General features: G+C 58.2%; 18 protein-coding genes. 15 read left to right on the top strand and 3 right to left on the bottom strand.

Annotation, left to right across the window (positions count from 1 at the left end; all coding sequences use genetic code 11):
* Positions 1–74: 74 nt before the first annotated feature.
* Together Q1A07_RS07705 and Q1A07_RS07700 are read left to right on the top strand one after the other, a co-directional pair.
* Positions 75–881 (top strand): LuxR C-terminal-related transcriptional regulator, encoded by an 807-nt coding sequence (locus tag Q1A07_RS07705; RefSeq protein WP_299779469.1) that lies wholly within the window; start codon positions 75–77, stop codon positions 879–881.
* Positions 878–2,314, top strand: a complete 1,437-nt coding sequence (locus tag Q1A07_RS07700; protein ID WP_299779467.1) for a LuxR C-terminal-related transcriptional regulator — start codon at positions 878–880, stop codon at positions 2,312–2,314. The genes Q1A07_RS07705 and Q1A07_RS07700 overlap by 4 nt, the downstream gene beginning before the upstream one ends.
* 127 nt (positions 2,315–2,441) lie before the next feature.
* On the opposite strand, the gene Q1A07_RS07695 is transcribed toward Q1A07_RS07700, so the two are convergent.
* On the bottom strand, positions 2,442–3,248 hold the full coding sequence (locus Q1A07_RS07695) for a LuxR C-terminal-related transcriptional regulator (protein ID WP_299779465.1): 807 nt from the start codon (positions 3,246–3,248) through the stop codon (positions 2,442–2,444).
* 140 nt (positions 3,249–3,388) lie between these two features.
* Between Q1A07_RS07695 and Q1A07_RS07690 the strand changes: the two genes are divergently transcribed.
* Genes Q1A07_RS07690 through Q1A07_RS07670 form a run of 5 tightly spaced genes read left to right on the top strand, consistent with a single transcriptional unit; the run spans position 3,389 to position 8,148 of the window.
* Entirely contained in the window at positions 3,389–4,507 is a 1,119-nt protein-coding gene (locus Q1A07_RS07690; RefSeq protein ID WP_299779463.1) for an ABC transporter ATP-binding protein, read from the top strand.
* A gap of 28 nt (positions 4,508–4,535) precedes the next feature.
* On the top strand, positions 4,536–5,687 hold the full coding sequence (locus Q1A07_RS07685) for a spermidine/putrescine ABC transporter substrate-binding protein (RefSeq protein WP_299779461.1): 1,152 nt from the start codon (positions 4,536–4,538) through the stop codon (positions 5,685–5,687).
* Positions 5,688–5,702: 15 nt separating this feature from the next.
* The gene (locus Q1A07_RS07680) at positions 5,703–6,554 is read left to right on the top strand and encodes an ABC transporter permease (protein WP_299779459.1); all 852 of its coding nucleotides are present in this window, start codon (positions 5,703–5,705) and stop codon (positions 6,552–6,554) included.
* A gap of 9 nt (positions 6,555–6,563) precedes the next feature.
* Entirely contained in the window at positions 6,564–7,376 is an 813-nt protein-coding gene (locus Q1A07_RS07675; protein ID WP_299779457.1) for an ABC transporter permease, read from the top strand.
* A gap of 13 nt (positions 7,377–7,389) precedes the next feature.
* Entirely contained in the window at positions 7,390–8,148 is a 759-nt protein-coding gene (locus tag Q1A07_RS07670) for an SDR family oxidoreductase (RefSeq protein WP_299779455.1), read from the top strand.
* A 220-nt stretch (positions 8,149–8,368) separates the two neighbouring features.
* On the opposite strand, the gene Q1A07_RS07665 is transcribed toward Q1A07_RS07670, so the two are convergent.
* Positions 8,369–8,839: a MarR family transcriptional regulator gene (locus Q1A07_RS07665; RefSeq protein WP_299779453.1), complete on the bottom strand. Its 471-nt coding sequence runs from the start codon at positions 8,837–8,839 to the stop codon at positions 8,369–8,371.
* 97 nt (positions 8,840–8,936) lie between these two features.
* On the opposite strand from Q1A07_RS07665, the gene Q1A07_RS07660 reads away from it, so the two are divergent.
* Both Q1A07_RS07660 and Q1A07_RS07655 read left to right on the top strand, forming a co-directional pair.
* A complete protein-coding gene (locus Q1A07_RS07660) occupies positions 8,937–9,305 on the top strand; it encodes an antibiotic biosynthesis monooxygenase family protein (protein ID WP_299779451.1) in 369 nt (122 codons plus the stop codon).
* Positions 9,306–9,333: 28 nt separating this feature from the next.
* A complete protein-coding gene (locus Q1A07_RS07655; RefSeq protein ID WP_299781368.1) occupies positions 9,334–9,777 on the top strand; it encodes a hypothetical protein in 444 nt (147 codons plus the stop codon).
* A 263-nt stretch (positions 9,778–10,040) separates the two neighbouring features.
* Here the strand turns inward: Q1A07_RS07655 and Q1A07_RS07650 are convergent, their stop codons facing one another.
* Positions 10,041–11,003 (bottom strand): helix-turn-helix domain-containing protein, encoded by a 963-nt coding sequence (locus Q1A07_RS07650; protein WP_299779449.1) that lies wholly within the window; start codon positions 11,001–11,003, stop codon positions 10,041–10,043.
* On the opposite strand from Q1A07_RS07650, the gene Q1A07_RS07645 reads away from it, so the two are divergent.
* The 6 genes from Q1A07_RS07645 (at position 10,993) to narJ (ending at position 20,900) form a co-directional block, all read left to right on the top strand.
* Positions 10,993–11,490, top strand: a complete 498-nt coding sequence (locus Q1A07_RS07645; RefSeq protein ID WP_299779447.1) for a universal stress protein — start codon at positions 10,993–10,995, stop codon at positions 11,488–11,490. The genes Q1A07_RS07650 and Q1A07_RS07645 overlap by 11 nt on opposite strands.
* A gap of 19 nt (positions 11,491–11,509) precedes the next feature.
* Positions 11,510–13,162 (top strand): MFS transporter, encoded by a 1,653-nt coding sequence (locus Q1A07_RS07640; RefSeq protein ID WP_299779445.1) that lies wholly within the window; start codon positions 11,510–11,512, stop codon positions 13,160–13,162.
* A 74-nt stretch (positions 13,163–13,236) separates the two neighbouring features.
* Entirely contained in the window at positions 13,237–14,844 is a 1,608-nt protein-coding gene (locus Q1A07_RS07635; protein ID WP_299779443.1) for an antiporter, read from the top strand.
* Positions 14,845–14,912: 68 nt separating this feature from the next.
* The gene (locus tag Q1A07_RS07630) at positions 14,913–18,653 is read left to right on the top strand and encodes a nitrate reductase subunit alpha (protein WP_299779441.1); all 3,741 of its coding nucleotides are present in this window, start codon (positions 14,913–14,915) and stop codon (positions 18,651–18,653) included.
* The gene (gene narH / locus Q1A07_RS07625; protein ID WP_299779439.1) at positions 18,650–20,173 is read left to right on the top strand and encodes a nitrate reductase subunit beta; all 1,524 of its coding nucleotides are present in this window, start codon (positions 18,650–18,652) and stop codon (positions 20,171–20,173) included. Before Q1A07_RS07630 ends, narH begins: the two co-directional genes overlap by 4 nt.
* A 1-nt stretch (position 20,174) precedes the next feature.
* Positions 20,175–20,900, top strand: coding sequence for a nitrate reductase molybdenum cofactor assembly chaperone (gene narJ / locus Q1A07_RS07620; protein ID WP_299779437.1), 726 nt, complete (start codon positions 20,175–20,177; stop codon positions 20,898–20,900).
* The last annotated feature ends 10 nt before the right edge of the window (positions 20,901–20,910 follow it).

Below are 20,910 nucleotides of genomic sequence, written 5' to 3'. Positions count from 1 at the left end.
AGCATTTGCAGGATTGCTTGTTGAGCGCGTTCTCATCAAACTCATAGCAAGTTGTTTTTTTCGGAGTATTTTAGGTGTCTGGACAATCGGGTCTCAGCCAAAGGGAATTGCAGATCGCGCGTTCTTATGCGGGTGGGGAGACCTATCAGACAATCGCCGATACGCTATGCATCGCACCGTCCACAGTGCGCACCCATCTGGCGACGATCTATCGCAAACTGGAAGTATCCTCAAAGTTGGAACTGGCAACCCATCTGAATGGCGAAGTACAGCAACCCCGCAGCTCGTCGGAAATGGCCGCCGTGGTTTCGGAATTGGCGTTGAGCTTGGAGGAAGCGATCAGCCGGGAAAAAGCGCTGAGCGAAGTGTTGCGGATCATCAGTGCGGCGCAAGGTGATCTCACTGCTGTGATGCCATTGATCCTGACCTACGCACTTGAACTTTGCGATGCGGAGTTTGGTATCCTGTTCGAGTATCAGCAGGACGGCAGGTTTCTTGCCAATCACGCTGTCGGAATTCCGAAACCGTTTAAGACGTGGCTGGACGATCAGGGTGTCTTTGCGGTCAGCCCCGAGACCGGACTTGGCCGGATGGACGAGTTGCGCGCGGTGATCAATATCATAGACGTCAAATCCGAGGCAGTTTACCAAACGGACGACCCCTTGCGCTATGCCACGGCGGATCTGGGCGGGGCGCGATCCTTTGTTGCCATTCCTATGCTTGCCGGTGACAGGTTGGTCGGCGCATTCACGATCTATCGCCAGACAGTGCGTCCGTTTTCTGACGACACAACTCGGCTTGCGCAGATGTTTGCCGCCCAAAGCGTGATCGCATTGGAGAATGCGCGCATGATCAGAGCGATACAGGCGGCGCATTCGTGACCGAGACACCCGACGAAACAAGCACGCTCAGTACCCGCGAAACGCAAATTGCGGCGGACTATGCGCAAGGCGAAAGCTATCAGCAGATCGCGGATCGCTTGTGTCTTGCGCCGTCGACGGTGCGCACGCATCTGGCCACGATCTACCGCAAACTTGGGGTATCCTCGAAGTTGGAGCTGCGCGATAGGCTGATCCCTGTAGCAACCACGCTCAATGATCTGCCCATTGAAAACCCCGTCCGGCCAGAAAAACCCTCCATCGCAGTGCTGGCTTTTGAAAACATGTCCGGTGACCTAGAACAGGAATACTTCTCAGACGGTATCAGTGACGACATCATCACGGCCCTGTCGCGTTCCCCTTGGCTTTTCATTATCGCGCGCAACACCACGTTTACCTATAAAGGTACATCCGTCGATGTCCGGCGCGTTGCAGAGGAGCTGGGGGTTCGGTTTGTCCTAGAAGGTAGTGTCAGGCGGTCGGGTGAACGGGTGCGTGTCACCGCGCAGTTGATCGATGGCATCACAGGCGGACATGTCTGGTCCGAACGCTATGACGGGCAGCTTGAGGATGTCTTTGACTTGCAGGATGAGATCACCCGCAACGTTGTGGCGTCTATCCAGACAACCGTTCATCTGAGTACAATCCAAGAACCTGTCGAACGCGCATCTCGCCCTGATCTGACCGTCTGGGAATTGACAATGCGGTCCTGGCATCTGCTCTATGATTTCACTCCCGAAAGCTATGCTGCTGCCAAGACCTTGCTGGAGCGCGCCTTGGCGATTGATCCGGAGAGCGCAGAGGCGAACATGGTCCTGTCGTTGATCAACCACCACATCGCCATCATGGGATTTGTTCCCGACGTCCGGCCCGCAATGGAAACGGCATATGCACTGGCGCGGCGCGCGACGCAGCTGGATGACCGCAATGAATACGCGCACTGGGCTTTAGGAATTTCTTGCTGGGGTTTGCTCAAGTACGACGAGTCCCTCGCAGCCTTGGAGCGCGCCGTAGCCCTCAACCCAAACTGCTCGCTGGCCTACGGCAGCCTTGGCACTTTGCTCGGCATCCTTGGCCGCTCAGAAGAGGCCATTGCCAATCAGGAAATCGCCATCCGCTCCAATCCCCTCGACCCAAGTATCTTCTTCCGCTTTTCTGGCCTCGCACTGGCGCACTACATGGCGGGACGTTTTGAGACCGCAATCGAATGGGCAGAGCGTGCGATCCACCGAATGCCACGGTGGTATTTCGCGCACTTTGTTTTAGCCGCCAGCCATGTTGCACTTGAACGCCGAGAAAATGCTGTCGAAGCGGTCAAGACCTGTCGGAATATGCTGCCCGAAATCTGCATCAAGGACCTGGATCGTGTTCCTCTGAGGGATTACGATAAACTGAATGAGCTGCGGGCGCGCTTGTCCAAAGCAGGTTTTGCTTGAGAACTCATTGCAGGCTGTGACTGCAGCATCCAGACCGGGAACCCAATGTTGGGAGTGGTCCGTGAGAGGCAGAAACCGCAGACGCATTTGTCCTGCAAGAGACAGCGTTTTGTAAACGGCCGTTCGACTATAGCAGTGCTGTTGCACGCGTGGCATTGTCGGCACGATCGTTCAGGATCGCGTTAATGAATAGCGAGAATAGTTCGCCCTGCGAACCGATCCGCAGTTTCACGTAAATGTTGCGCCGGTGAATTCGGACGGTTCCGGGGGAGATCCCGAGTTCATTACCGGTGGCCTCGGCGGAATGGCCTCTGAGCGTCATTTCAACGACTTCCCTTTCGCGCGGGGTCAGCACGCCTTGTCCGATCGAGTGAAAGGCCTGTTCTATGCGTTCTTCCCGCGTCTGTTGTTCACCGTCCTCGTCGTCACGCGCGAAGCCTCGCCAATGCGCTTCTGATGTTGCACGGATGATCGGCCAGATGCGCTTCAACGCCCGGATCTCGGCACTTGAGAACCGCTTTTGCTTGCGCATGAGCGAGATTACGACGTTCAAGCGGCGGTCGGCATGGACTAGAAAGCCGATCTCCTCGGCAAGTCCGGTTTGGCCATAGTAGCTGCGATAGTATTCGCCTTGATAAAATCGGTCCGGGGCTATCTCCCGCAACCGCCAAAGGCCCTCTTCGGTGTCGTCGATGGTCGCCAGAAAGAAGGGGTCCAGCAGATAGGGGCCTTCCAGATATTCGGTGACATGCAGCCGATGCCTCTTCGGCGTGAAGTCGTCGTAAAGCGCCAGAGGTTTCGACGACCCGACATACCCGAAGATCACCGTGTAGTCATAGGGTGCGACCGCCTGAAGCGCCTCGGCCAGGGCGCCGGGAAACCGCGGTGTCTTAAGCGTTTCGACAAGACATGCCGCATGTTCGACCCACTCCATCTGCAGCAACCCATTTCATCCGTTATATACATTCTCTTCTATTACATTCGGTATATTTACACAACGGCACGGATCGACGGACGATTGGCTATGCCAACATATGGCTTACAGGTGGATGTTTGATCTCAGATGCCTCGAATATGAAATATGAGTCGATTGTGCAGACCGACCTGTCCCAGGTGGTCGCCGAGCTGCGGCACGTCTCAAAACGCTTTGGCGATGTCGAGGCCGCACGCGATCTGAACCTCAGTGTGGCGCCCGGTGAATTCCTGTCGTTCCTCGGCCCGTCGGGATGCGGCAAGACGACCGCGCTGCGCATGCTGGCGGGGTTCGAGACGCCGAGCGACGGCGAGGTTCTGATCGACGGCGCGGTGGTGAACACCCTCGAACCTTTCCGACGTCCGGTGAACATGGTTTTTCAGAGCTATGCTCTGTTTCCGCATCTCAGCGTTTTTGACAACGTGGCCTATGGGTTGCGCCAGCGCCGGCCCAGGCTTTCGCGCGTAGAGATCGCGGAAAAGGTCTCGCGGACACTGGATGTCGTCCGGCTGGGAGATTTCGGCGCGCGGCGCATCTGGGAGATGTCGGGTGGTCAGCAACAGCGCGTGGCCCTGGCGCGCGCCATCGTCAATGAACCGAAACTTCTGCTGCTGGACGAGCCGCTGGCAGCGCTCGACCGCAAGCTCAGAAAGGCCATGCAGATTGAGCTGCAGGACCTTCAGCGCCAGCTTGGCATCACCTTCATTCTGGTCACCCACGACCAGGAAGAGGCGCTGTCCCTGTCAGATCGGATCTGCGTGATGCGCGACGGGCGTATCGTGCAGATCGGCACGCCCAGAGAGCTCTATGATGCCCCCGCATCGCGCTATGTTGCTGATTTCGTGGGCTCTTCGAATTTTCTCGAAGGCCGCATCGGGCGCATCACGGACGGGCGCGCGGATTTCACCGGCGTGTCGGGGCACAGCTTCTTCGGGCAGGCCGGCCCGGGCATCGAAGAGGGGGCCACCGGCACGCTCAGCCTGCGGCCCGAACAGATCAACATCTCGCGCAGCCCGCTTGACGGCGGCCATCCGGTCACCGTTCAGAACCGGATATTTCTTGGAGAACATACCGAATACGTGGTGCGACATGACGAGATCGGCACTTTTATTGTCCTCGCCTCCCGGCGGGCCGAGGACCGCGAACCGCCACTGGATGCCGGCACACAGGCTTACATCGCCTGGAACCCAGACGCCGCCCTGATCCTGAGGGCGGATTGACCATGACACCTGCCAACGGGAGAACGACATGACAAACGACACAATTTCCAAAAAGAAATTCATGGAAGAACTGCGCCGCTACGAGAAAGGCTCGGTCACACGCAGGCACTTTCTGCACGTGACCGGTCTTGGCGCTGCAACGGCGGTTATGGGGGCTGCGGTCCCGGGGCTGCGGCCGCGTCCGGCCTTCGCCCAGGATATCGGTGACCGCGCGATCCTCGCGACCTGGCCGAACTATCACGATCAGGCCAATTTTGACGCCTTCACAGACAAAACCGGTGCTGCGGTTCAGGTCAACGTCTTTGGCTCGAACGAGGAAATGCTGGCCAAACTGCAGGCCGGCGGGTCCGGCTGGGACGTGTATGTGCCCACGAACTACACGATCACGACCTATGTGGAAGAGGACCTGATTGAACCGCTCGATCTGTCCAAATTGCCAAACTACGACCCGGCCGCCTTTGACGCCCGTTTCTCGGATGCGGGCATCGTCGACGGCGTCGTTTATGCGGTGCCCAAGAACTGGGGCACGACCGGTATGGCGATCAATACCTCCCACAACGGTGGCAAGGCGTTCGACAGCTGGAAGCAGTTCTTTGACCGCACGATGGATGATTATTCGGGCCGGACGATGGTGCATGACTATCAGCTCACCACCATCGGTGCCGCGCTGAACTATCACGGCTATTCGTTCAATTCTGTCGACGAGGCAGAACTGGCGGATGCAGAGAAACTGCTGATCGACGTCAAACCGCATCTCTTTGCGATCACGTCAGATTATCAGCCGGCCATGCGCTCAGGCGATGCCTGGCTGACGATCTGCTGGACCGGTGATGGCAAGCAGCTCAACACCGATATCCCCGAGATCGCCTTCGCACTGGGAAAAGAGGGCGGCGAGCTGTGGAGCGACTATTATGCCATTCCGAAAGGCGCGCCGCACAAAGAAGCCGCTTATGCGCTGATCAATTTCATGCTCGACCCGGACGTGAACGCGCGCGAGGTTCTGGCGCATGGCTATCCTGTTGCCGACAGCCGCACCAATGCACTGCTGCCCGAAGAGATACTGAACGATCCGATCCTCTATCCGGCAGCCGAAAAGCTCGATGCGCTCGAATTCGGGGCGGCGGCAACGCTGACCGATCCGAACCGCGCCGAACTTCTCGCGCGCTTCAAGTCGGCCTGAGGCGGGCGAACGGGAATGACGCAGCGCGCGCGGAACTGGTTGCTGATCGCCCCCTCGGGTGCGCTGCTTCTCGTGATGCTCGTGCTGCCGCTCTCGTTCGTTTTCGTGTTCAGCTTTGGCGAGCGGGGGCCGTCGGGCGGCTATGTCCCCGCCTTTACGCTGGAGCAATATGCCAACCTTCCGGCGCGGTGGACGGCGTTCAAAAATACGCTGATCCTCGCACCGCTTGGCACGCTCGCCGCCCTGCTGATCGCCTATCCACTGGCTTATCAGCTGGCGGTCAGGACCAGCCCGAAATGGAAAACCCTGCTGCTGGTTTTGGTCATCGTGCCGTTCTGGACCTCGATCCTGATCCGCAGCTACGCCTGGATTTACATTCTGGGCGGACAGGGGATCCCGGCGCTGCTGGGCAGCATCGGCATTGAAAACGTCAGGCTGATCTATACGCCCTTTGCCGTCACCATCGGTATCATCTACGGCTACCTGCCGCTGATGGTCTTTCCGATCTATGTCGCGCTCGACCGTCTGGACATGCGGCTGCTTGAGGCCTCCAGCGACCTTGGTGCCCGCCCGGCTACGACCTTTCTCAGGGTGACGCTGCCGCTGTCGGTTCCGGGTGTGGCGACCGGCTGCATGCTCGTCTTTATCCTGCTGATGGGAGAGTTTCTGATCCCCGCGCTGCTTGGCGGGGGCAAAGTATTCTTTGTCGGAAACGCGCTGGTGGACCTCTTCCTGCAGTCACGCAACTGGGCTTATGGCTCGGCGGTTGCCTTCACACTGATCGTCATCATGCTGATCACCGTCACAATTTACATGCGCCTCATCGCGCGGCTTCAGACTGGCCGCGAAGATGTCGCGGTGATGTGAGGGCCAGCCATGAGACTGTATTCCCTTGTCGTCTATGTGTTCCTTTACGCACCCATCGCAATCATCGCGCTGTTCAGTTTCAATGCGGGCCGGCATGCTAGCGACTTCCAGGGCTTTTCGGTCCAGTGGTATGGGCGCGCACTGAACAACCCCTTTGTGATGGACGCGCTGGAGACCAGCCTGATCGTCGCATTCATCACGGCAACCCTGGCCAGTATCCTCGGCACCCTGGCGGCGGTCGGCCTGCAGGGGCTGCGCGGCCCGGCCCGCGCCATTTTCGACGCGCTGATCTATATCGCGGTGATGATCCCGGGCATCGTGATCGGCATCGCGACCCTGATCGCACTGGTGACCGTCTTTGATGTGATGAACCCATGGATCGAAAACCTGTGGGGGGACGCAGAGGGCGCGCCCAGGCTTTCCATGGGCAGGGGGTCGCTGATCGCGGCCCACACGATGTTCACGATGGCGCTGGTCATCATCATCGTGCGCGCGCGGCTGGGCACACTGGAAAAGTCGCTGGGCGAAGCCTCCGCTGATCTCTATGCCACGCCGCTCGGAACCTTTCGTCAGGTGACTCTGCCATTGATCGCGCCTGCGGTGCTGGCGGGGTTCCTGCTCAGCTTCACCTTCAGTTTTGATGATTTCATCATCGCCTTCTTTGTGGCCGGTTCCGAGACAACCCTGCCAATCTATATCTTCTCGTCCATCCGGCGCGGTGTAACGCCGGAGATCAATGCCATTGGCACAATGGTGATGCTCGCCTCGCTCCTCCTGCTAATTGTGGCGCAGCTGATCCTGCGACGGGGAGATCGCAAATGAAAGGACACGCCCCATGCTTCTGAAAGACAAGGTCGCCTTTGTCACGGGTGCTGCCTCCGGCATCGGTGCCGCGGGCGCAATTGCGATGGCGCGCGAGGGGGCAGATGTGACGCTGGCCGATATCAACGCAGATGCGGTGCAATCGGTGGCGGACCGGATAACAGCCGACGGGGGCACCGCCCATGCCATTCCCCTGGATGTGGGCGACGACGCAGATCTGATGGCGGCCATCGACACCTGTGCGGCGCGACATGGCCGTCTGGACGTTCTGCACTCGCACCCCGGCCTTCAGATCGAAGGCACCCTGGAACAGGTCACGGTCGATGACATGGACGCGTCCTGGCGGTTGAATGTGCGCTCTCACTTTGTCGCGGCCAAGGCCGCAATGGCCTATATGAAACCGGCGCGGCGCGGCTCGATCATCATCACGGCCTCGGGATCGGGTGTGCAGTATGACAGCGAAATGATCGCCTATGCCACAACCAAACACGCCGCCGTGGCGATGGCGCGGCAGATTGCCAAGGATTTCGGTAAAGACAATGTAAGGGTAAACGCCCTCTGCCCGGGCTTTATCGACACGCCGTTCAACCAGGGCTTTGAGATCCAGATGGGCGGGCGCGACAGGCTGGAGGCCTATATCGCGGACGAAATCCCGATGGGACGCTTTGGCACGGTTGCGGAAATGGCGGATGCGATTGTCTACCTTGCGTCCGATCGTTCGACATTCATGACGGGTCATGCCCTTGTCATTGACGGCGGGGAATGTCTGTGACGAAGGTCTGCACTCAAAGCTGAGTCCCTTTTGCCGTTGTTGATTTTGCCGCTGGCCTCCATGCTTTTCGGGGAAGCTGTGATGCAGAGTCATTCATCATGATCAACGACCGGTTTGGACCAGCTCAGCCAAGCGACGGGTTGTAAAAAGTTCGGAGCCAGCAACGCATCCGAAGTCCCTACGAGCCCATACCTCCAGAATGCTGCGGTTGGAACGAATGTCAGCTTTGGGAATTAGAGGCTTCTAGCAAGCGCGCTTTCAGCTGGCCGATCACTTGTTGCGCAATCGAGATTTCTTCAGGCGAAAGACCTTTTGACAGCTCATTCACCCAAGGGATTTGTAACGCAATCGCCGCTTCGTACAGGTCTTCGCCCGTAGGTGTCAGAATGACCAGATTTGCGCGCTTGTGTTGGGGGTTCGGCCGGAACTCAACAATTCCTTCGCTTGCCAGCTCATTTATGATGCGTTGTACGCCTTGTCGGTGAACGCCCATGTTTCGCGCATGCCACGCAACGGGTTCTGGCTTTTCTGCCTGAGCGATGGCGCCAAGAATCTGCCAGCGCGCGCTGGTCAATCCCAGTTCGGCAACAAGCCGGTCACCGGTGAGCTGCAACCGACCATTCAGCCGGAACACATCCAGTATCAGCGCGGTCACCGCTTCTCCGGCCTCGGTCCATTTTTCATCCGTCATGTCGGTTGCCTATTTTATTGACAACACATTGTCAAATTAGTTAGTAGTCAAAATTGACAACATATCACCAACTTTACCCTGTTGTGGAGCAATACACATGGTCACATTCAAACCCCTCGATCCCGAGTGTCCGATCGATCAGCAACTTGGCGTCGACGCTGGCCCGGTCGTTCTGGTCAACCTGTTCACTGTTGATGCCAAAGATCAGGACGCGTTGGTTGCGGCCTGGAAAGATGACGCGCTTTGGATGAAAAAACAGCCCGGCTACATCAGCACACAGCTGCACAAGGCTGTTGGCGACAGCGCTATGTACTTGAATTATGCCATCTGGGACTCGGTCGCTGATTTCCGCGCGGCGTTCACAAACCCCGAATTTCAGAACGCACTCAGCCACTATCCATCCAGTGCCGTCACCGCACCACATCTCTTTGAGAAGATTGCCGTGGCGAACTGCTGCACGGCCTGAGTAACCCCCCGAGAAGTAAGTGAAAGAAATGAAAAAGCGCATTCACGCAGTCGCAGGCGGCATCGGCTTCCTGATGATCCTGACCTTCTGGACCTCCACTGCGATCAGCGAGCTGTTTGGGAGCCATGAAACGATTGCAGCGGTCAAAGCCTGGATCCTCACAGGCATGTTTGTCCTGATCCCGGCAATGGTCATCGTTGGCGGGTCGGGCATGGCCATGGGCCGCAGACGCAAGGACGCCCCTGCGAGAGCCAAGAAAAAACGCATGCCCATCATCGCGATGAACGGTCTACTGATCCTTTTGCCAGCCGCTTGGTTTTTGGCGGGCAAGGCTGATGCAGACGAATTCGACACCACCTTCTACATCATTCAAACTATTGAACTGATTGCCGGTGCGGCAAACCTCACCATGATGGGACTGAACATTCGCGATGGTTTGAAAATGACGGGAAGAATTGGACGTTCCAACTGAGATTGTAGTCTAGGTTTTGGGTTCAATTGCCGGATTTGCCGGCCTTATGTGGCAGATCGAAAAAGCAAGTTGAGATTTGGGCGCCCTCTTGCAACCAATATCCAAGTCACCACGGTGTTTTGGCGCTCTACGGGGCGCTTTTCGCATTTCTAAGTGTAGTCCGGGAGAGGGTCACGATCTGTATCGGTCTATAGTCGTGTCAGAAGACGCTGGATCTCATGCCATAGTTTAGATGAACGAGGGTCACAGGTTCGGAACACGGATCAAGTGGAATAATCGTCGATCAGAAGATCCGGCTTTGCGAAGCGCGCGAGGTCGTCAGGGTCCGAGATTGAAATGTTACTCCCGGAAACCTTAACGCCATAGGGTTCTAAACCTTTGAATGCACGACTCAGGTTTTCGGGGGTCATTCCCAGAAACGCGGCCAGTCGGCGTTTTTCCATATTCAGCTCAAATTCAGATGAAGCAGTGCGCGCCGAGTGGCGAATGAGGTAGTTTGCCAAACGCTCAAGAGACGTGCGGAGCTTGAGGTCCTTTGTGTTTTTCACCACCGTCCTGTAGCACTGCGCCAGCTCACGCACGATAGCGCGTGCAAACGCGCCATCCGTGTCAAAAACAGCACGCACATCTTCTGATGGCAAAAGCGCGATCCTGCTTTTTTCCAGCGTACGCGCCGACATCAAATTGGGCGCCTCTCTGATCGTTGCGGCAAGGATGAAGGTTGAAACCGGGCGCACCGTTGCCATGCTTGTCTCGCGACCGTTCCAGCATGCAAAGAGATCCACCGACCCGGACAATACGATGTGCAGGAAATCCGATGGGTCCCCTTCGGTGATCAGATCGATGCGTGGTGGGAAAGTCTGAACATAGGTTCCGCGCATGAGGGTTTCGAAATTCGAATCCTCCATGTCAGCAAACAGGTCAAGTTGCCGAATTTCAGCGCGATATGTCTCAGGCATTTCGGCAAGTGGTCCTTGGCAGAAGATTAACAAATGCTCAGATTTCGATTGATATTTGTCAAGTACCTGTTTGACCTTGCCAGTCATCCGGCTTGTCACACTCCGCAGACGTACCAAACATATTTTGTTAAACCATTTATTTTGAACAATAATTTTCATTTGTTGATCGAGATCAACCAAGTCTCTTCCGCCAAAGCGCACACCACCTCCAACCCAATATGGCAGCCACGGCGCTGCCCAAGACGGAGGAAACGCGATGGAAATCATGCTCGCATACGACAATTCGCGCAATGCGCGGATCGCACTTGATGCCATCAAGACGATGTTTGGTGCCCTGAGCCCGAACGTGACGCTTGTGTCGGTCGTCGAAGATGTTGGCAGTGCTACCGCCGGGGCGGACGATCTCTTTAACGAACAGTTCGCGACCCAGAAAGCAGGGGTCGAAGCCGCCGCGGCTGAACTGATGGCGGTGGGCATTGGCGCAAAGGTCATGCTGGCCGAAGGTGATGCCCGCAAGATGATCCTGCGCGCGACCGAAGAACGGCATCCCGACCTGTTGGTCATGGCGCGTCACAGTCACCAACCGGACAGCGGGCCGCTTGGCTTCATTACCAAGCGTATCGATGCCCTTGTCGAAGAATTTGACCACATGACCTTTGGGTCCGTCTCGGCCTTTCTGGCGCGTCGGGTCAAATGCCCGATCCTGATTATCCCAACCCACGTGGGTGCCGATGCGGCACACGCGGCTGAATGATTTAAGAGGGACATTTCCAATGCAAGTCTCTGACCTGTTCCGGTTCAAGAACCGGGAAATTCGTGCGCTCCACCTGACCTGGATCGCGTTTTTCATCACCTTTTACGTCTGGTTCAACATGGCGCCGCTGGCCTCGTCGATGCTGGCCGCGAACGACTGGTTGACCCGCGACGATATCCGTCTCTTTGCAATCGCAAACGTGGCGCTCACCATCCCCGCCCGGATCATCGTCGGCATGGCACTTGACCACTGGGGGCCACGGCGCGTGTTTTCCGTTCTCATGGTCACCATGGCCGTCCCCACGCTGTTTTTCGCCTTTGGCGACAGCAAGATGCAGCTTTTTATCTCGCGGCTGGTCCTGTCCTCCGTGGGCGCCTCCTTCGTGATCGGCATCCACATGACTGCGCTGTGGTTCAAACCACGCGACATCGGATTTGCCGAAGGGTTTTACGCCGGATGGGGCAACTTTGGGTCCGCTGCCGCGGCGCTGACCATTCCTACCGTGGCGCTGACCATCTTTGGCGGCGATGACGGCTGGCGCTATGCCATCGCCACATCGGGCGTCGTCATGGCCGTCTACGGTGTCTTCTACTGGTTTGCGATCACCGATGGTCCGACCAAGGACACCCACAAGAAACCGCGCAAAGCCATGGCCCTTGAGGTCTCAACCTACCGGGACCTGGCGCTGCTGGTGATCTTCACCATCCCGCTTGTCGGTATCCTGTCGATCCTTGTCTACCGGATTCAGATGATGGGCTATATCGACGGTTTCGTCGCTTCGATCTGCTACGCTGCGATTGTTGTCGTGGTCCTCTATCAGGTCTGGCAGGTGCTGCGCGTCAATCTTCCGATCCTCAAGCAGGGTGTGCCCGAAGATGACCGTTATCCGTTCAGTTCGGTGGCGGCACTCAACACCACCTACTTCGCCAACTTTGGCGCGGAACTGGCCGTGGTTTCGATGTTACCGCTGTTCTTCCAGGAAACCTGGGGGCTAAACCCGGTGACTGCAGGGATCATTGCGTCGGCCTTTGCCTTCGTGAACCTTGTGGCACGTCCGATGGGGGGCCTCGTCTCTGACCGCATGGGCAACCGGCGTTTTGTGATGCTGGCCTACATGATGGGCATCGCCATTGGCTTTGCCATGATGGGTCTCTTGAACAGCTCCTGGCCGCTCATTGTTGCCATCGCGATCACCATCTGCTGCTCGTTCTTCGTGCAGGGCGCAGAGGGCGCGACCTTTGGGATCATCCCGTCGATCAAGCGCCGTGTGACCGGTCAGATCGCGGGCATGGCCGGCGCCTACGGCAACGTCGGTGCGGTTTTCTACCTCTTCATCTTCATGTTTGTCGAACCCTCGACCTTCTTCTTCATCATCGCGGTCGGCGCGTCGATCTCCTGGCTGGTGTGCTTCTTCTGGCTGAAAGAACCGGAAGGCGGCTTTGGCGAGGAATACATCCTGTCATCTGTCGATGAAGCCATCGCAGCTGAAGCACAGAACAAGCTCGACGCCGAGGCTGACCTTGCCGTGATTTTCCAAGGCTCCTCCCGCGTGGCGCTGGCAGAACGCAGCGATGGTCTGATGGTGACCGCCAGGTTCAAGGACCTCGACGATCTGCGCTCAACCCTCAGCCGCCTTGCCGGAAAGGACAAGGGCATCAAACCGGCTGAATGATCCAACCGGGCGCGGTCGGAACCGCCTGCCGCGCCTCAGAAACTGACGCACTACAGAATCCCAAGGAGACCAAGGTGGGACAAGATCTTAGAAACTACACGCCGGATGACGAGGCCTTCTGGGCTGCCACCGGCAAGGGGATTGCGAACCGCAATCTGTGGATTTCCATTCCGTCGCTGCTCTGCGGTTTTGCGGTCTGGCTCTATTGGGGGATCATCACTGTTCAGATGATCAACCTCGGTTATCCGTTTGAAACCTCACAGCTCTTCACATTGACCGCAATCGCCGGACTTTCCGGTGCCACGCTGCGTATTCCGGCGACCTTCTTTATCCGGATCGCCGGTGGACGGAATACAATCTTCTTTACCACCGCACTTTTGATGATCCCAGCTGCGGGCACTGGCATCGCACTGCAGAACCCTGACACGCCGCTCTGGCAGTATCAGGTCCTGGCACTTCTTTCCGGGATCGGCGGCGGTAACTTCGCAGCCTCCATGTCCAACATCTCATTTTTCTTCCCCAAGAAAATCCAGGGGTATTCGCTGGGGATGAACGCCGGTCTGGGCAACTTTGGTGTGACCACCATGCAGATATTGATCCCCTTGGTGATGACCTTCGCGCTCTTTGGCGGCGAGGGCCGTGAGTTGGTGAATACCTCCGGCACACTGATCGGCAAAATCCCGGCGGGCACCGAGACCTACATCCACAACGCCGGTCTGGTCTGGCTGCTGGCCCTTGTGCCGCTGGCCTTCCTGGGGTGGTTCGGGATGAACAACATCCGGGATGAGCACGTCAGTCCCAATATCCCCGGCCCCATCGGTGCTTTCAGCATCATCGGGTTTATGTATGGCATTGGCCTTGTGGCGGCGGCGTTCGGACTCTGGTTGATGCTGCCTGCGTCCGTGGGCGGGTCCGGCTTTGGCCTCTCGAAATGGGTCGTCCTGCCCATCGTGATTGTACTGACCGTCGCCGCCCTGCGGATGATCCCCGGTCAGGTCGGCCAGAACCTGTCGCGCCAATACAAGATATTTGGCAACAAGCACACCTGGGCGATGACCATCATCTATGTGATGACCTTTGGGTCCTTCATTGGCTATTCGGCGGCCATGGGTCTGACCATCAAAGTGGTCTTCGGGTTCCAGCACCTTGTTGTCGATGGCGTCATGACTCATGATACCGCGAACCCGAACGGGCCTTCTGCCTTGATGTTCGCCTGGATGGGGCCGTTTATCGGCGCGTTGATCCGTCCGCTGGGCGGGGTCTGGGCCGACCGGGCCGGGGGCGCGAAAGTGACCCAGATCATCTCTGTCGTGATGGTCGGCTGTGCGCTCGCACTCGCCTACATCCTGCAGCAGGCCTATGCCTCAGCGACACCGGAAGCATATTTCGTGCCCTTCCTGCTGATCTTCTTGCTGCTCTTTGCAGCAACCGGCATCGGCAACGGCTCCACTTTCCGGACCATCGCCGTGGCGTTCAACAAGGAACAGGCCGGGCCGGTGCTGGGTTGGACCTCCGCCGTGGCCGCCTATGGGGCCTTCCTGATCCCACAGATCTTTGGCGAGCAAATGAAGGCAGGGTCGCCGGAATACGCCCTCTATGGTTTTGCAGTCTTCTACATGGTCTGCATCGCCATCAACTGGTGGTTCTACCTGCGTCCGAACGCCTACATCAAGAACCCCTGATCCGATCTTTGCCTGCCCGGAGATCGCACCGGGCAGGTCCCCCTCATACCCTTTAGGGAGCAAAAGACATGAGCCACCTGCTTGACAGACTGAACTTCCTCCACTCCAACAAGCTGGAAGAGTTCTCCAACAGCCACGGTCAGGTTACCCGCGAAGACCGATCCTGGGAGGACACCTATAGAAACCGTTGGCGTCACGACAAGGTTGTCCGGTCGACCCACGGTGTGAACTGCACCGGGTCGTGCAGCTGGAAGATCTACGTCAAATCCGGGATCGTGACCTGGGAAACCCAGCAGACGGATTACCCGCGCACGCGGCCCGATCTGCCCAACCATGAACCACGTGGTTGCGCACGGGGGGCGTCCTATAGCTGGTACCTCTATTCGGCGAACCGGGTGAAGAACCCGCTGGTGCGCGGCCGCCTGATGAAGGTCTGGCGCAAGATGCGCGAAACCATGGGACCGATCGAGGCCTGGACCAAGCTGCAGGCCGATCCGATCCTGCGCGCCTCTTACGTCGAAACACGGGGCAAGGGCGGCTTTGTTCGCGCCACATGGGATGAGGCGACGGAGATCACTGCAGCCGCCAACGCCTATACCGCAAAGACGTACGGGCCCGACCGCGTCTTTGGCTTTTCACCGATCCCGGCCATGTCCATGGTCAGCTATGCGGCAGGGTCGCGCTATCTCAGCCTGATGGGCGGCGTCTGCATGTCTTTCTACGACTGGTACTGCGATCTTCCGCCTGCCTCACCAATGACCTGGGGCGAACAGACCGACGTGCCGGAAAGTGCCGATTGGTACAATGCGGGCTACCTGCTGATCTGGGGCTCGAACGTGCCGCAGACCCGGACACCGGATGCGCATTTCTATACCGAAGCACGCTACAAAGGCACCAAGTCCGCCGTAATCTGTCCGGACTATTCAGAGGCCGCGAAGTTCGGGGATGTGTGGCTGAACGCCAAGCAGGGCACAGATGCGGCCCTTGCCATGGCGTTTGGTCACGTCATTCTGCGCGAATTCCACCTCGACCGTCAGACCGAGTATTTCGAGGACTACACCCGCAAGTATTCCGATTTCCCTATGCTGGTGAAGCTAGATGAAAAGGACGGGCGGCTTGTGCCGGGTCGCTTCCTGCGGGCGAATGATCTGGACGGCAAGCTGGGCGAAGACAACAATCCCGAATGGAAAACTGTCGCCTTCGATGATCTGTCGAAGGGTTTCGTCGCCCCCAATGGGTCCGTTGGATACCGCTGGGGCGAGGACGGCGAATGGAACCTTGAGGAGCGGGCGAAGGAAGCCGACACCCGGCTCAAGATGAGCTTTGTGCTGGAAGAGGACCACGACGACGTTCTGAGCGTGGATTTCCCCTATTTTGGAGGTCAGGCTTACGGTCAGTTCGCCACCGATGCGGATCACCCCGATGTGCTGACCCGCAACATCCCGATTAAGAAGGTCAAGACCGCGGACGGCGAGATGGCCGTCGCAACCGTGTTTGATCTTTTCTGTGCGAACTACGGGCTTGACCGTGGGCTGGGGGGCGACTGGGTCACCTCGGATTACGCCAACGACATGCCGGGCACCCCGGCCTGGGCGGAAAAGATCACCGGCGTGCCCGCGGACAAGATCATCCATGTGGCCCGCGAATTTGCGGATAACGCCGAAAAGACCCAAGGCAAATCGATGATCATCATCGGCGCGGCGATGAACCACTGGTTCCATATGGATATGAATTATCGCGGTGTCATCAACATGCTGGTGATGTGTGGCTGTGTTGGACAGTCCGGCGGCGGCTGGGCGCACTACGTGGGGCAGGAGAAACTGCGCCCGCAAACCGGCTGGCAGCCTCTGGCTTTCGCGCTCGACTGGGGCCGTCCGCCAAGGCATATGAATTCGACTTCGGCCTGGTACGCACACACCGATCAGTGGCGCTATGAAACCATCGGGGCCGGTGACATCCTGTCACCCACCGCGCCGGAAGGCGATTGGGACATCAACCTGATCGATTATAACATCCGCGCCGAACGGATGGGATGGCTGCCCTCTGCGCCGCAGCTCAAGACCAACCCGCTGGAGGTCGCGAAGGCGGCAAAAGCGGCGGAAAAGGAAATCCCCGCCTATGTGGCGGAGACTCTGAAATCCGGTGATCTGGAAATGGCCTGCGAGGATCCGGACAACCCGGCCAACTGGCCACGCAACCTCTTTGTCTGGCGCTCCAACCTTCTGGGGTCCAGCGGCAAGGGACACGAGTATTTTCTCAAACACCTCCTGGGCACTGACCACGGTGTGATGGGCAAAGATCTGGGCGAAGAAGGCGCACAGCTGCCCAAGGAAGCAAAATGGCATCCTGAGGGTCCGCGCGGCAAGCTTGACCTGCTGGTGACCATCGATTTCCGGATGAGTACCACGGCCGTCTATTCCGACATCGTACTGCCAACCGCCAGTTGGTACGAAAAGGATGACCTTAACACCTCCGACATGCATCCGTTCATCCACCCGCTGCAAGCGGCAGTGGACCCGGCCTATGAAAGCAAGTCGGATTGGGAAATCTTCAAGGCAATCGCCAAGAAGTTCCAGCAGATCGTGCCCGGCTATCTGGGCAAGGAAACCGATATCGTTGCGTTGCCGATCCTGCACGACACCCCGGCAGAGATCGCGCAGGATCAGGTCAAGGACTGGAAGAAAGGCGAATGCGAACTGATTCCGGGCAAGACCGCCCCTGCCTATGTGGCCGTCGAACGTGACTATGAGGCGATTTATGATCGCTTCACCGCGCTTGGGCCGCTTATGGACAAGCTCGGCAATGGCGGCAAGGGCATCGCCTGGAACACCCAGGAAGAGATCGACAACCTGGCTGATCTGAACGGAGTGCAACTTGACGGGGCCGCGGCCGGGCGAGCAAAGATCGACAGCGCAATCGACGCCTGCGAGGTCATCCTGATGCTGGCGCCAGAAACCAACGGCAACGTCGCGGTCAAGGCCTGGGAGGCGCTTGGCAAAGCCACAGGTCGCGCGCATGCGCATCTGGCCGAGGGCGAGCACCACCAGAAGATTCGCTTCCATGATATCGCGGCGCAACCGCGCAAGATTATTTCTTCGCCTACATGGTCGGGCATCGAGAGCGAGAAAGTCAGCTACAATGCGGGTTACACCAACGTGCATGAGCTGATCCCCTGGCGGACCCTCACCGGGCGTCAACAGCTCTATCAGGATCACCTGTGGATGCGCGCCTTTGGCGAGGGCTTCATGTCTTACCGCCCGCCGGTGGACTTGAAAACCATCACCGCGGACGTGCAGGACGATGGCGATAATTTGGTGCTGAACTTCATCACACCCCACCAGAAATGGGGCATCCACTCCACCTATACCGACAACCTTTTGATGCTGACGCTCAACCGGGGCGGGCCGGTGATCTGGATCAGTGAGAACGATGCGAAATCGGCGGGCATCGTCGATAACGACTGGGTCGAGCTTTACAACAGTAACGGCGCGCTGACGGCGCGGGCGGTGGTGAGCCAGCGGATCAAGGACGGGACCACCTTTATGTATCACGCTCAGGAAAAGATCGTGAACACGCCGGGGTCGGAAAAGACCGGCCATCGCGGGGGCATCCACAATTCTGTCACCCGCGCGATCCTGAAACCGACCCATATGATCGGCGCTTATGCCCAGCAATCCTACGGCTTCAACTACTACGGCACCGTAGGGTCGAACCGGGACGAATTCGTCGTGGTCAGAAAGATGAAAAAAGTGGACTGGCTCGACCGTGAAAAGAGCTGGAAAGCACCTGCACAGGAGGCAGCGGAATGAGAGTACGTGCACAAATCGGCATGGTGCTGAATCTCGACAAATGCATTGGGTGCCACACCTGTTCTGTAACCTGCAAGAACGTCTGGACCAGCCGCGATGGCGTTGAATACGCTTGGTTCAACAACGTGGAAACCAAACCGGGGACAGGCTATCCCACCGACTGGGAGAACCAGAAACGGTGGAATGGCGGCTGGGAGCGCAGCGCATCGGGCAAGCTGCAGCCGAAACAGGGCAGCAAATGGCGGATACTGGCGAAAATCTTTGCCAACCCCGATCTGCCCGAGATCGACGACTACTACGAGCCATTTGATTTCGATTACGACCACCTGAAATCAGCGCCCGAGCTGGAGGCGTTCCCCACTGCGCGCCCCCGCTCCAAGATCACCGGGGAACGGATCGAAAAGATCGAGAAGGGGCCGAACTGGGAGGAAATCCTGGGTGGTGAATTCTCTAAACGCTCCGAGGATTACAACTTTGAAGGCATCCAGAAGGAAATTTACGGAGAATACGAAAACACCTTCATGATGTATCTGCCGCGGCTCTGCGAGCACTGCCTGAACCCGGCATGTGCTGCATCCTGCCCATCCGGGGCGATCTACAAGCGCGAAGAAGACGGCATTGTCCTCATTGACCAGGAAAAATGCCGCGGCTGGCGTATGTGTGTTTCAGGCTGCCCCTACAAGAAGGTGTACTACAACTGGTCGACCGGAAAGTCGGAGAAATGCACGCTCTGTTATCCGAGGATCGAGAGCGGCAACCCCACGGTTTGTTCGGAAACCTGCGTGGGTCGCATCCGTTATCTGGGCGTCATGCTCTATGACGCGGACAAGATCGATACCGCCGCAGGCGTGGCGGATGAAAAAGACCTCTACGACGCGCAGCTTGATGTGTTCCTTGACCCCAATGACCCCGTGGTAATCGAAACCGCGCGAGCAGACGGTATCCCGGAGGATTGGATCAAGGCGGCACAGGAAAGTCCGATCTGGAAGATGGCGATGGAGTGGAAAGTCGCCTTCCCACTGCATCCCGAATACCGGACGCTGCCGATGGTCTGGTACATTCCGCCGCTGTCGCCCATCCAGAACGCCGCCGAGGCAGGGGCAATCGGCATGGATGGCGCGATGCCCGATGTGCGCAACCTGCGCATCCCGGTGCGGTATCTGGCCAACATGCTAACGGCCGGGGATGAGGCACCTGTGGTCAGCGCATTGGAACGGATGTTGGCGATGCGCGCCTATATGCGGTCCAAGACCGTTGAGGGCGTCATTGATGAGGCAATCGCCGCCCGTGTCGGCCTGAGTGGTCGGGTGATCGAGGACATGTACAAGATCATGGCCCTCGCCGACTACGAAGACCGCTTTGTCATCCCGACAACGCACCGCGAACAGGTTGAGGAAGCCTATGACCTGCGCGGGGGCTGCGGATTTACCGACAGTAACGGGTGTTCGTCCGGGTCGTCCAAGGGCTCGCTCTTTGGCGGTGCCAAGAAACCTCTCAAAATGCCAACGGAGGCGATGTGATATGACTATCCACCCCCAAGACCGACCCCTGAAAGCCCTGTCGCTTATCCTGAGTTACCCGACACGCGAGCTGCAGCATGCCATGCCCGAGATCAGCGCCGTTCTGGCCTCGGACACGCGATTGACAGCAGCAGCGCGTCGGGGGTTGCGCCCACTCCTGGAGGAGCTGAGTGGGCGCGACATCTATGACCTTGAAGAACAATATGTCATGCTCTTTGACCGGTCGCGCACGCTGTCGCTCAACCTCTTCGAACATGTCCACGGCGAAAGCCGGGACCGGGGCGGGGCCATGGTGTCGCTGGTCGAAACCTACAGGGCAGGCGGCTTCGACCCTGTTACCTCTGAATTGCCCGATCACCTGCCGGTGCTTCTGGAATACCTGTCGACGCGGCCCTGCGCGGAAGTACAGGAAACTCTGGCGGACGCGGCCCATATCTTTGAGGCACTGAACGCCCGGCTTGTCCGGAGGGAAAACCCCTATGCGGCCGTGTTCGCCAGCCTTTTGCAGCTGGCCGGTGTGACGCCCGATCAGGAAGCGGTGGCCGAAATGCTGGCGCAGCCTGACGACGATCCGACCGACCTCGAGGCCCTGGATGAGGTCTGGGAGGAAAGCGAAGTGCGCTTTGGCCCTGACCCGAACGCCGGCTGTCCGCAAGTGCGCGACATGCTCGCACGCATCGACCCGGTCTCGCCCGTAAATCCCGCGCCGCATCACGTGGCCGAATAGGAGGCAAGCA

This window comes from uncultured Roseobacter sp., assembly GCF_947492555.1.
Lineage (GTDB): Bacteria > Pseudomonadota > Alphaproteobacteria > Rhodobacterales > Rhodobacteraceae > Roseobacter.
The sequence above is the reverse complement of the archived record's forward strand: the minus strand, read 5'-3'. Positions and strand labels throughout refer to the sequence as shown.